The following is an 11,190-nucleotide window of genomic DNA, read 5'->3' on the forward strand; positions in this document are numbered from 1 at the left end:
CGGCGATGAGCAAGACGAAAACCGCATTGTCGAGCACCCGATAGCCGAGACGATATGGCGCGACGAGAAGCTGCCGATGGTCGCGGTCGCCCATCTCCTCAAGCTCGCGTGGAACGCTGCCCCGAAAGGGAAATTCGGCGAGCGAGGCTATGCGTGCCTCGATCTTCTCGACTGTCGCGAAGGCTTCCTCGCCCGAATGGTGATCCGCGATATGATCGCCGATCACCTCAAGGTCGTTCCGGGCTTCATGTGTCAGGAAGACCGTGAAACTGGACGTTGCCATCAGCGCTTGGCGAGCTTGGCCTTGAGATCGGCGAAGACCTCATCCGCGAGGCGATAGCGCCCGGCCTCGATGTCCTTCTGCTCCAGCGCCAGGATCTTGAGCAGCGCGAGCGTCTCCTGATCCTGCCCGAGGCCGCCCGTAACGCCTATTTCGCCGCCGCCTCGAACAGGCGGTCAAGGAATGCCGTGCGCGCCTTGCCATAGGCTTCGTCCGAGGCCTTGGGTGCGGCGGCCGAGACGGCGATCACCACCTTCGACTTCGGATCGATGCGGATCGTCTGGCCGAAAATGCCCTGGGCGCCGAAGCGGCCCTCCGGATAGGTCCACCATTGATAGCCATAGCCGCGGCCCGGCACGCCGATATCGGCATGGGCGGCGGTCGACTGGCGATACCAGCCGGCGGGCACGGCGCCCTTCCCGCCCTCGAGCACGAACTGGCCCATCCGGGCATAGTCGCGCAACGACACCGAGAGGCAGCAGCCGCTGACTTCGTGGCCGGACGGATCGACCATCCAGAACGCGTCCTGCTCCATGCCATAGGGCTTCCAGATCTTCTCGCTGAGATAGGTGGCGAGCGGCTTCCCGGTGGCGCGCATCACCAGCACGCCGATCAGATTGGTCTCGCCGGTCTTGTAGACCCATTTGCTGCCGGGCGCGAACTCGCGCGGGAGCTTCTTCATGTAATAGACGGTGGGATCCTCCCCCGCCGGCACCGGCTCGAGGAACATCCGGGCCACGTCGGACTTCGCGTCCGTATAATCCTCGTTCCACTTGACGCCCGACGTCATGGTGAGGAGCTGCGCGATCGTCACCCCGTCATAGCCGCTGCCGGCCAGCTCGGGGATATATTGGGTCACCGGCTCGTCGACCGACTTGATGAAGCCGTCCCCGATCGCGGCGCCGACCAGCGACGACGTGAAGGACTTGGCGACCGAGAAGCTGGTCCAGCGCCCCTGCCGCGAATAGCCGCGGGCATAGCGCTCGAGCACGATCTTGCCGTCCTTGAGCACGATCAGCCCGGCGACATTCTGCTGGGCGATGAACGCGTCGATATCGGCATCGGGAAAGGCCAGCGGCTTGCCGGCGGGCAGCGGATGGACCTTGCCGCCGGCCTGGACGACATGGCCGGGAAAGAGCTTCTCCATGTGCGGGAAATTCTGGTCGCGCTGGGCCTGGCTCCAGAACAGCACTTCGGCGCCCACCTTGCGCAGCCCGGAATTGTCGCCCGGCTGCATCTGCACCTCGGGCGAGGCGACCGCCTGCGCCATCGCGCCCTGCCCCGCGAACGCCCCGAGCGCCAGCGCGCCCGCCAGAAGCCAGTTCTTCATACCCCCTCCTCCTTCACCAAGGTGAGCTGGACGACGTCGATCCCGCCGCCTCTGAACCCACCTTCGCAATACATGAGATAATAACGCCACAAATTTATGAATTTGCTATCGAATTTACTCGGAAGCTCACCCGATTCCACCACCGTGTCGAATGTTTCGCGCCAGCGCCGCAGCGTCTCGGCATAGTCGGCGCCGAAGCTGGTGCGGTCGCGCCAGGACAGGCCCCGGGCCTCGGCGAGCGCGCGCAGCCGCGTTTCCGAGAGCAGCATGCCGCCGGGGAAGACATAGGCCTGGATGAAATCGACGTTCGCGGCATAGTCCTCGAAGAACGCGTCGTCGAAGGTGATGATCTGCAGCGCCGCGCGGCCGCCCGGCTTCAGCGCCCCGGCGATCGCGTCCAGATAGGCCGGCCAATATTCCCGTCCCACCGCTTCGGCCATCTCGATGCTGGCGACCGCGTCATAGCGTCCCGTGACGTCGCGATAATCGGTAAGCGTGAAGCGCGCGCCCTGCGGGACGCGCGCCTCGGCCCAGGCCCTTTGCTCGGTCGACAGGGTGATGCCATGGACCCTGCGCCCCTCGCGCACCGCCAGCTCCGCGAAACTGCCCCAGCCGCAGCCGATCTCGAGGATCTCGTCGCCCGGGCGCGTGGCCGTGCGGGCGAGGATGGCGGCGAGCTTCTCCCGCTGGGCCTCCTCCAGCGACTGGCCGGGCGCGGTGAACCGCGCGCTCGAATAGGTCATGCCCGGATCGAGCCAGAGCCGGTAGAAGTCGTTGCCCAGGTCATAGTGGAAATGGATGTTCCGCCGCGAGCCGTTGCGATCGTTGCGCCGCATCGCGTGGATCAGGCGCTTGATGCGCAGCGAGGGGCCGGTTGCCCGGGCCTGGCGGGCCAGCTCGGCCCGGTTGCGGCCGAACAGCGCGAAGAGCGCCACCGGATCCGGGCTTGCCCATTCGCCAAGGGCCCAGGCCCGGTACCAGCCGATCGAGCCGCCGAGCGCGAGCCGGAGCAGCGCGCGCCAGCTGCGCAGGTCGACGATCGCGGCGGGCCCGGCTTCCCGGCCGCCGAGCAGGCGCGTGGCGCCGTCGGGCAGGCGAAGTGACAGGCTGCCGCTGGCGATGCCGGCATCGATCCTGTCCAGCTGGCGGCGGAAGAGAGGCGCGAGCGCTCGCGAGAACCACCCTCCCCTTCGCGGTGCGGGGTCGTTCGATGGGGGCTGGCTCAGTGGCGCATGCATCGTGAAGCGCACAATGCACGCGCCGGTGAGTCGGGCAAGCCCAAGCTCGGTGCAGGTTGGAGACTCATATTGTCCGCCGTCATTCCCGCTTCTCCACCGTCATCCCCGCGCGGGCGGGGATCCCGGGTAGTTTGAGACAATCGACGCGATCCCGCGCAGGGTCGCCGGAGACGGCAAGGCGGGCCTCCCGGCCATTGCCCCCGGCCCTGGAACCCCGCCTGCGCGGGGATGGCGGAAATAGCTTCGACGGCCCGTTCGAGTTCTCGACGCGGCGCTAGGCGCGGCGCTTCACGCGCTCGCCGTTGAACAGATAGCGCAATGCCGGGCTCAGCCGGATCAGCTTCCAGATTCCGTAGGAGCCGAGAAAGGCCGCCAGGCAGAGCAGGATGAATCTGGGCCAGATCGGGATCGGGAGCAGGTCGATCCACGGCGTCGCCAGCACGATCAACGGCTCGTGGAACAGATAGATGACGAAGGAAGCCGAGACGAGCGCCTTCACCCAGCGGCGTTCGCCGTCGATGAAATAGGCGAGCGCGCCGAGCGAGGCCTGGGTGAGGCAGATCGCCGCGACGCCGGTGAGCACCGGACGCCAGACCAGCTGGATCGAGCGCGTGGCGAAGACCACCGCCACGCTCGCGGCGAGCCCAGCGAGGAACAAGGGCCAGGAGAAGCGGGCGAAACGCCGGTCGAGCGCCGGAATGCGCTGGAGTATCGCGCCCAGGACGAACCAGGGCAGATAATCGAGCGCATAGCGCGCCGAGAGGAAGTTGATCGCGAAATTGTCCAGGTAGCGATAGCGCTCGAGCTGCAGCGCCCCCAGGGCGCACAGGCCGAGGACGATGCCGGTGGCGAGCATGATCGGCACGAACCAGCGGACGAGCCCCGGTCGCGGCCCCTCGATCCCGGCATGGGCGAGCCCGGGGAACAGCCAGACCAGGCCGGCAAGCCCGGCGGTGTAGTAGAGCAGCACCTGCACGAACCAGAGATGCTCGAACGGATTGCGCTCCGCCCAGGTCATGATCTCCCACCAGCGCGCCAGGGGCTGCGGATGGCCGGTCTCGAGCAAAAGCAGGAAGTGCATCGCCGGCACCAGCAGCAGGGTGCCCGCCAGAAAGGGCGGGACGAGCCGGTGGAGGCGCGACGGCAGATAGCTTGCCACCGGACGGCGCTGGAGCAGCATCGCCGCGAAATAGCCGGCGATCATGTAGAATCCCGGCATGCGGAACAGGTGGAGATAATCGGCGAGCTGGACGAAGTCGCGCGACCGATCGTGCATGTTGGCGATCCACGGCCCCGGGCGGACGGTGAGCGCGGCGTGATAGGGAATGCCGAACAGCAGGAACACCGCCCGCAGCGCATCGAGGTCATGCCGCCGGGCGCGCTCCTCGGGTGCGCGGAACATGCTGGAGGCGCCGGTGCCGGGAGTCATTGCCGCCGGAAGCGCCCGAACGGCGCAAATGCATGCGGGATGCGGCCGGCGCTGGCACGGGTCAACATGAACGGTGCGATAGGGCCGCCCGCGCTCAATGCAAGCCGATAGCGATAACAGCCCGGGTTTATGCGGTTCTCAGAGCTTGTGCGGTTCCTTGTCGACCATCCAGGTCTGGCCCTTGGAAACCAGCTTCTGAAGGTCGGCGGTCTTGCCCTCGCTCGCGGCCTTGTTCTGCGCGACGACCGCGCTTTCGAAGGTCGGCGCGGGATCGTCGTAGAGCACGCCCAGCGCCATCGGGAACGGCCCGAAGGGCATCTCGACCAGCATGTGCGCGATGGCGCGGTTGGTGACGTTGTGGACGATCACCTCCGCCCCCTGCCAGTCGCCATCGGCCACGTCGACCACCTTGAGCGTGAGCCGCTCCCGGTCGAGCGCGATGCCCTTGGCACCGCCGGCGAACAGCATCGGCTGGCCATGCTCGACCCAGAGCTGGCCCAGCGCCGCATTGGGCTTGGCGGTGAAGGGCTCGAAGACCTCGTCGTTATAGACGATGCAGTTCTGGAAGATCTCGACGAACGCCGCGCCGCGATGGGCGTGGGCGGCCTTGAGGACGCTCGGCAGGTTCTTGTGCACGTCGATCCCGCGCGCGACGAAGCGGGCCCCCGCCCCCAGCGCGAAGGCACAGGGCTTGGCGGGGTGGTCGACCGAGCCGAAGGGCGTGGAAGGCGAACGCGTGCCCTCGCGGCTCGTCGGCGAATACTGGCCCTTGGTGAGGCCGTAGATCTCGTTGTTGAACAGCAGGAACTGGCAATCCAGGTTGCGCCGGAGCAGGTGCATCGTGTGGTTGCCGCCGATCGACAGCGCGTCGCCGTCACCGGTGATGATCCAGACGTCGAGCTCCGGATTGGCGAGCTTCACTCCCGTCGCCACCGCCGGCGCGCGGCCATGGATGGTGTGGAAGCCATAGGTCTCCATGTAATAGGGGAAGCGCGACGAGCAGCCGATGCCGCTGACGAACACGGTGTTCTCCGGCGCGACGCCCAGTTCGGGCATGGTGCGCTGCACGGCCTTGAGGATCGCATAGTCGCCGCAGCCGGGGCACCAGCGGACCTCCTGGTCGGTCTCCCAGTCCTTGGGTGTGCTCGGGCGGATGGTGGTGATCTCGTTCATTCGACAGTCTTCCCACTAAGCCGCCAATGCTCTTTCGCCTCGAGCAGCGACATCACGTTCTTTCGGAAGCCCTGTTCGGGCACATAGGCAGCGTCGGGATCCGCGACCCAGCCACAGGCCGGACAGGCAGCGATGCCGTCGGCTTCCGGCGTCTCCATGTCGCAAACCGGACAAATCACGGATTCACCGCCTCCGGGCTGGGAAGCTGGCGGTCGTCGGGCGGCAGTTCCTGGTCGAAGTCCGCGCCGATATGCTGGGCAATGGCGGCTTCGATCTCGGCGATGCGGAAGGGCTGGCCCGAGACCTTGGTGAGCGACCGGGCATCGACGAGATACTGGTCGCGCAGCAGCGTCTTCAGCTGGCCGGTGTTCATTTCCGGTACGAGAATATGCTCATAACTACTTAGCAAATCACCGAGATTCTTGGGTAGCGGCCAGATGTGGCGGATATGGACATGGCTGACGTCATGTCCCCTGGCCCGCGCTCGGCGCACCGCCTGGGCGATCGGGCCATAGGTGGAGCCCCAGCCGACCACGACGAGCTTCCCTCCGGCCTGCCCCTGCTCGATCGCCTGATCGGGCACCTGAATGCCCATCACCTTGTCGCGGCGGATGTTGGTCATCGCCTGGTGGTTGGCGGGGGAATAGTCGATATTGCCGCTGCCCTGCGCCTTCTCGATGCCGCCGATGCGGTGGAGCAGGCCCGGCGTGCCCGGCTTCACCCAGGGGCGCTTGAGCTTCTCGTCGCGGCCATAGGGCTCGAATTTCTCGCCTTCGGGCGGGATCTCCGTATGGAAGGTCACCGGGAACGGCGCGTACGCCGACATGTCCGGCACTTTCCAGGGCTCGGCGGCATTCTGGAGATAGCCGTCGGTGAGCAGCATCACCGGGGTCATATATTGCGTGGCGATGCGCACCGCCTCGATCGCGACGTCGAAACAATCGGCGGCCGAGCGCGCGGCGATCACCGGCACCGGCGCATCGCCATTTCTGCCGTAAACTGCTTGATATAGATCCGATTGCTCGGTTTTCGTGGGAAGCCCGGTCGAGGGGCCGCCGCGCTGGGCGTTGACGATCACCAGCGGCAGCTCGGTCATGATCGCCAGGCCGATCGCCTCGGTCTTCAGCGCGATGCCGGGGCCCGAGGAACAGGTGACGCCAAGGCTGCCGGCATAGGCGCTGCCGAGCGCCGAGGCGACCGCAGCGATCTCGTCCTCCGCCTGGAAGGTGGTGACGTCATATTCCTTGTAGCGCGACAGCGTGTGCAGGATCGCGCTGGCCGGGGTGATCGGATAGCCACCGAAGAACATCGGCAGGCTGGCCAGCTGCGCGCCGGCGACCAGGCCGAGCGAGATCGACTCGGCGCCGGTGACGGTGCGGTACAGCCCCGGCTCGGCGGGGGCGGCGGCGACCTGGCGCTGGGTGATGCCCATCGCGCCCAGCTCGGCCGTCTCGCCATAGGCATGGCCGGCGTTGAGGGCGGCGATGTTCGCCTCGGCCAGCTCGGGCGCCTTGGCGAACTTGGCCTTGAGCCAGTCGACCAGCGGCTGGCGGTCGCGGTCGAACATCCAGAGCGCCAGGCCCAGCGTCCACATGTTCTTGCAGCGCAGCGCCTCCTTGTTGCCAAGGCCGAAGGGCTTCACCGCGTCGAGCGTGAGCTGCGAGATGTTGAGCTTGAGCAGCTGCCATTTGGCGAGGCTGCCGTCCTCGAGCGGATTGGCGGCGTATTTCGCCTTGTCGAGGTTGCGCTGGCCGAACTCGCCTTCGTCGGCGATGATCAGCCCGCCGGGCTTGAGCGCATCGACATTGGTCTTGAGCGCCGCCGGGTTCATCGCGACGAGCACGTCGGGCTGGTCGCCCGCGGTGTCGATCCGGGCCGAGCCGAAATTGATCTGGAAGGCGGAGACGCCGAACAGCGTGCCCTGGGGCGCGCGGATCTCGGCGGGGAAATCCGGGAAGGTGGCGAGGTCGTTGCCGGCCAGCGCGGTGGACAGCGTGAATTGCCCGCCCGTGAGCTGCATGCCGTCGCCGGAATCGCCGGCGAAGCGAACCACGATCGCTTCGGGTGCGGGATGCGCCGACGCCTCTTCGGGCGTGAGCGTGTGCGCGGCAGTCGCCATGGCCGGTATCCTGCGGTTCTCTATCGTTACAAGGGTGTGTACGCCCCAATTTCCCCCAACCCAAAGTAGAAAATGCCCTCAGCCCTGCAAAGGCTCCTTTGCGGCCAGGCCGCCCAGGGCGAGGATGGAGGCGACATGGCGCCGCGAGACCTCGAGCGCGTCCTCGCCATAGCCGCCGCCCAGCGCGCTGGCGAAGGGGATGCCGTGTGACGTCATGACGCCGGATATCCAGCGGTCGCGGGCGATCAATCCCCCATAGCTGAGCGACAGGCGGCCCAGCCGGTCGCCGGCGAGCGGGTCGACCCCGGCCTGGTAGAGGACGAGATCGGGGGCGAATCCGCGGAGCAGCGGCAGGAGCGTGCGCTCCAGCGTTTCGAGATATTCCGCGTCGCCCACTCCGTCGGGCAGCGGTACGTCGAGCGTCGAGCGCGCCTTGCGGACGGGGAAGTTCTTCTCCGCATGGATCGAATAGGTGGCGATCTCGGGCCGGCCGGCGGTCAGCGCCGCGGTGCCGTCGCCCTGGTGCACGTCGCAGTCCACGATCAGAATGCGGTGGCCCTCCTCCACCAGCCGGGCCGCGGCGATGGCGAGGTCGTTGAACACGCAGAAGCCCGCGCCGGTACCGGCCAGCGCGTGATGGCTGCCGCCCGCGGTGTTGGCGGCGAAGCCATGTTCCAGTGCGAGCCGCGCCGCCAGATAGGTGCCGCCGGGCACCGCCTGGGACCGGCGCGCGACTTCGGGCGTGACCGGGAAGCCGATGCGCCGCTCCTTCTCGGGCGGCACCGCGGCGCGCAGCACTTCGTCGACATAGTCGGGATCATGCACCGCCTCGAGCCAGGCGCGCGGCATCGGCTCGGGCTCGTGCCAGGCGAAGACGGGCCCTTCCTCGCGCAGCAGGTCGCGGACCAGGCCGTTCTTGTTCCACTGATACCGGCTGCGCGCCGGGGCGGGCGCGACATAGTCGGGATGATGGACGAGGTGGATCACGCGCGCACTCAGAGCGGACCATAGCTCCGATAGTCGGAGTAGAAGTCGTTGTCCCACACGAAGCTGGTGAACGACATCCCGATATGCGGCTCGAGCCCTTCGACATGGTGCCACCAGCCAACCGGCAGGAATATCGCGTCGCCCGGCCCGATCTCGCATTCGAGGACCGCCGGCTTGCCGGGCGCGGCCGGCCCGGGCGGCAGGTCGTCCGTGCCCCAGGCGCTGAAGCAATGCCGCCAGTTGCGCATCAGCGGCGTATCGTGGCTGGCGACCATGCGGACGCGCTTGCGGCCGACCAGCTGGATCAGCAGGTTGTTGGTCAGGTCATGGTGCCAGGGCGTGATCGTGCCCCGCGGGCCGATCCAGATATGCCCCATGCCGCGCGGCGTGCCCTCGTACAGGATGCCGGGAATCTCCCCCGCCTCGGCGAAGAGCGGCGCGAACGCGGCGCGGTTGGCGTCGCTGTTGTTCGCGGTGACGTAGAAATCATTGCTGTCGCCCGGCGCGGCAAGGCGCGCAGCGATCTCAGAATAGGGCCGGAAAGCACCATGCGCGTCCGAATTGCCCTCATAATCCGAGTCCGCCTCGCGGTTCCACTGGACCCGCACCGGCCGATCTCCAAGGGCCGCGGCAACATGCGCCAGCGACCAGAGCCGCCGCGCCGGCCAATGATCGAACAGGCCGCGGATCAACGCCGGCCGGTGCGCGCGATAATGGTCGCGATACAGGGCCTCGCCGTCGGGCCTGTCGAGCACCGGGATCGCCAGCGCGGCGGGATCGCGCGCGGCAAGGCGGGCGCCGTTCTGCAGCACCCATTCCCATTTGCCGAGCCGTTCGTGCAGCCGGGTGCGCAGGCCCTGGGCCGCGAGCAGATAGGGGCTTTTCGCCGCCCGCGCGACCTCCGCCTGGACCAGGCCGAGGCCAAGGCCGGCACTGCTGGCGAACTGGCGCGCGAGCGCCTCCGGATCGGCGCCGTCGAGCAGCTGCTCCGCGACCGCCTGGCGGAACGCGTCGTTGAGCGCCGTTCCGCCGCCGGAGCCGTTCTTCCGCTTGTTGGCCATGCCGCCTCTCCCTTGCTGCTTGCCTGATGGCGCAAGCCGGGCGCGGGCGCTAGAGGGTGCGCCATGACCGACATCGCCTCCCTCCCCTATCGCCCCTGCGCGGGCGTGATGCTCCTCAATCGCGCCGGCCAGGTGTTCGTCGGCCAGCGGCTCGATTCCGTGCTCGAGGCCTGGCAGATGCCGCAGGGCGGGATCGATCCCGGCGAGGCGCCGATCGAGGCCGCCTGGCGCGAACTATGGGAGGAGACCGGGGTGCGCCGCGACCTGGCGGAGCTGATCGCCGAGGCGCCCGAGGAGCTCTATTACGACCTGCCCGAGGACCTGGTGGGCAAGGTGTGGAAGGGCAAGTGGCGCGGGCAGCGGCAGCGCTGGTTCCTGTTCCGCTTCCTGGGCGAGGATGCCGACGTCAACATCCGGACCGCCGAGCCCGAATTCCGGGCCTGGCGCTGGGCCGCCCCGCGGGACCTTCCCGACATCATCGTGCCGTTCAAGCGCGTGCTCTATAAGGAACTGTTGACCGTCTTTGGACAACATCTCGTCTGATCCTGCCCTAGTTTCGCTCCCATAACGGCGATACGGACCCTCTCATGCGCGCCCTGCTCCTTGCCCTGCCGCTGCTGCTCGCCAACGCATCGGACGATGATTCCGCGACGGTCGATCCCACGGTGATCCCGGCGACGATCAGGGCCATGCTCGATGCGGCGATGGAATCGGGCAGCGAGAGCGACGTCGCCGTCATCGTCAAATATGCCCGCTCCGCCTCGCCCGCCACGGCCGACCAGGTGGTGAAGATCGCGACCGACTGGCGCAACGAGCGGACGAAGAAGGCCCAGGCCAAGATCCGCAGCGCCGATTTCTTCGCGCTGGTGAAGGGCCATGCCGAACTCGGCGGTTACGTCACCACCGGCAATACCGAGAATATCGGCGTCACCGCGGCGCTGGAGCTCAAGCGCGAGGCGCTGCAATGGCGCCACAAGCTGCGGGTGCAGGCCGATTACCAGGAGAGCCTGGGCATCACCACGCGGGAACGCTATCTCGCCGCCTACGAGCCCAACTGGAAGTTCGACGACCGCGCCTATCTCTACGGTGCCGCGCAATATGAAAGCGATCGCTTCTCGGGCTTCACCGATCGCGTCTCGCTGTCGAGCGGCATCGGCTACAGCGCCGTCAAGTCGCCGGCGGTGAAGCTCGACCTCGAGGTCGGCCCCGCTTTCCGGTATACGCGTTTCATCAACGATACCGCCGAGAAGAATGCCGCGGCGCGCGGCAGCATCGATTTCGGCTGGAAGATCACCAAGGGCATCTCGGTGACGCAGGTCGCCTCGGCCTATGTGCAGGATTCGAACAGCACCGTATCGTCCAAATCGGCGCTGCTCACCCGGCTGATCGGGCCGCTCTCGGCGCAGTTCAGCTATTCGCTCCAATATGAAAGCATGCCGCCGCTCGGGCGCAGGACCACCGACACGACCAGCCGCGCGGCGCTCGTCGTCGATTTCTGACGGCGGGGCCGTCCTTCCGGCAAAGACCCGGGCCCGGACTCCGAAGATCATGCCCGGATTGCATGACATCCCAG

General features: G+C 67.3%; 10 protein-coding genes and 1 pseudogene. 2 read left to right on the forward strand and 9 right to left on the reverse strand.

All coding sequences use genetic code 11. From position 1 onward, the window contains the following. Nucleotides 1–49 precede the first annotated feature (49 nt). The 9 genes and pseudogenes from OMP43_RS13565 to OMP43_RS13605 form a co-directional block, all read right to left on the reverse strand. Nucleotides 50–283 (reverse strand): annotated as a pseudogene (locus tag OMP43_RS13565) (type II toxin-antitoxin system RelE/ParE family toxin); the annotation flags it as partial. A gap of 145 nt (nucleotides 284–428) precedes the next feature. After that, nucleotides 429–1,610 carry a serine hydrolase domain-containing protein gene (locus OMP43_RS13570; protein WP_280280072.1) on the reverse strand — a complete coding sequence of 394 codons (1,182 nt, stop codon included), beginning with the start codon at nucleotides 1,608–1,610 and terminating at the stop codon, nucleotides 429–431. Further along, nucleotides 1,607–2,848 (reverse strand): cyclopropane-fatty-acyl-phospholipid synthase family protein, encoded by a 1,242-nt coding sequence (locus OMP43_RS13575; RefSeq protein ID WP_280280073.1) that lies wholly within the window; start codon nucleotides 2,846–2,848, stop codon nucleotides 1,607–1,609. Before OMP43_RS13575 ends, OMP43_RS13570 begins: the two co-directional genes overlap by 4 nt. Nucleotides 2,849–3,122: 274 nt before the next feature. Next, nucleotides 3,123–4,250, reverse strand: a complete 1,128-nt coding sequence (locus tag OMP43_RS13580) for an acyltransferase family protein (RefSeq protein WP_280280074.1) — start codon at nucleotides 4,248–4,250, stop codon at nucleotides 3,123–3,125. Nucleotides 4,251–4,415: 165 nt separating this feature from the next. Then, a complete protein-coding gene (locus OMP43_RS13585; RefSeq protein WP_280280075.1) occupies nucleotides 4,416–5,450 on the reverse strand; it encodes a 2-oxoacid:ferredoxin oxidoreductase subunit beta in 1,035 nt (344 codons plus the stop codon). Then, entirely contained in the window at nucleotides 5,447–5,629 is a 183-nt protein-coding gene (locus OMP43_RS13590) for a CPCC family cysteine-rich protein (protein ID WP_280280076.1), read from the reverse strand. Before OMP43_RS13590 ends, OMP43_RS13585 begins: the two co-directional genes overlap by 4 nt. After that, nucleotides 5,626–7,569, reverse strand: a complete 1,944-nt coding sequence (locus OMP43_RS13595; protein WP_280280077.1) for a 2-oxoacid:acceptor oxidoreductase subunit alpha — start codon at nucleotides 7,567–7,569, stop codon at nucleotides 5,626–5,628. The genes OMP43_RS13590 and OMP43_RS13595 overlap by 4 nt, the downstream gene beginning before the upstream one ends. 78 nt (nucleotides 7,570–7,647) lie before the next feature. After that, nucleotides 7,648–8,556, reverse strand: coding sequence for a histone deacetylase (locus tag OMP43_RS13600; protein ID WP_280280078.1), 909 nt, complete (start codon nucleotides 8,554–8,556; stop codon nucleotides 7,648–7,650). Between the two features lie 8 nt (nucleotides 8,557–8,564). Beyond that, nucleotides 8,565–9,617 (reverse strand): cupin-like domain-containing protein, encoded by a 1,053-nt coding sequence (locus tag OMP43_RS13605; RefSeq protein WP_280280079.1) that lies wholly within the window; start codon nucleotides 9,615–9,617, stop codon nucleotides 8,565–8,567. A 63-nt stretch (nucleotides 9,618–9,680) separates the two neighbouring features. Between OMP43_RS13605 and OMP43_RS13610 the strand changes: the two genes are divergently transcribed. Continuing rightward, nucleotides 9,681–10,160 carry an RNA pyrophosphohydrolase gene (locus OMP43_RS13610; RefSeq protein WP_280280080.1) on the forward strand — a complete coding sequence of 160 codons (480 nt, stop codon included), beginning with the start codon at nucleotides 9,681–9,683 and terminating at the stop codon, nucleotides 10,158–10,160. A 44-nt stretch (nucleotides 10,161–10,204) separates the two neighbouring features. Next, nucleotides 10,205–11,116 carry a DUF481 domain-containing protein gene (locus tag OMP43_RS13615; protein WP_280280081.1) on the forward strand — a complete coding sequence of 304 codons (912 nt, stop codon included), beginning with the start codon at nucleotides 10,205–10,207 and terminating at the stop codon, nucleotides 11,114–11,116. Nucleotides 11,117–11,190 lie beyond the last annotated feature (74 nt).

Origin of the sequence: Sphingomonas sp. CBMAI 2297, from assembly GCF_029870595.1 — a bacterium.
Lineage (GTDB): Bacteria > Pseudomonadota > Alphaproteobacteria > Sphingomonadales > Sphingomonadaceae > Sphingomonas.

Bases quoted from the DNA above. Each gene is read 5' to 3' on its own strand.
- OMP43_RS13570 (WP_280280072.1), bottom strand. From the start codon at position 1,610: ATGAAGAACTGGCTTCTGGCGGGCGCGCTGGCGCTCGGGGCGTTCGCG.
- OMP43_RS13575 (WP_280280073.1), bottom strand. From the start codon at position 2,848: ATGCATGCGCCACTGAGCCAGCCCCCATCGAACGACCCCGCACCGCGA.
- OMP43_RS13580 (WP_280280074.1), bottom strand. From the start codon at position 4,250: ATGTTCCGCGCACCCGAGGAGCGCGCCCGGCGGCATGACCTCGATGCG.
- OMP43_RS13585 (WP_280280075.1), bottom strand. From the start codon at position 5,450: ATGAACGAGATCACCACCATCCGCCCGAGCACACCCAAGGACTGGGAG.
- OMP43_RS13595 (WP_280280077.1), bottom strand. From the start codon at position 7,569: ATGGCGACTGCCGCGCACACGCTCACGCCCGAAGAGGCGTCGGCGCAT.
- OMP43_RS13605 (WP_280280079.1), bottom strand. From the start codon at position 9,617: ATGGCCAACAAGCGGAAGAACGGCTCCGGCGGCGGAACGGCGCTCAAC.
- OMP43_RS13610 (WP_280280080.1), top strand. From the start codon at position 9,681: ATGACCGACATCGCCTCCCTCCCCTATCGCCCCTGCGCGGGCGTGATG.
- OMP43_RS13615 (WP_280280081.1), top strand. From the start codon at position 10,205: ATGCGCGCCCTGCTCCTTGCCCTGCCGCTGCTGCTCGCCAACGCATCG.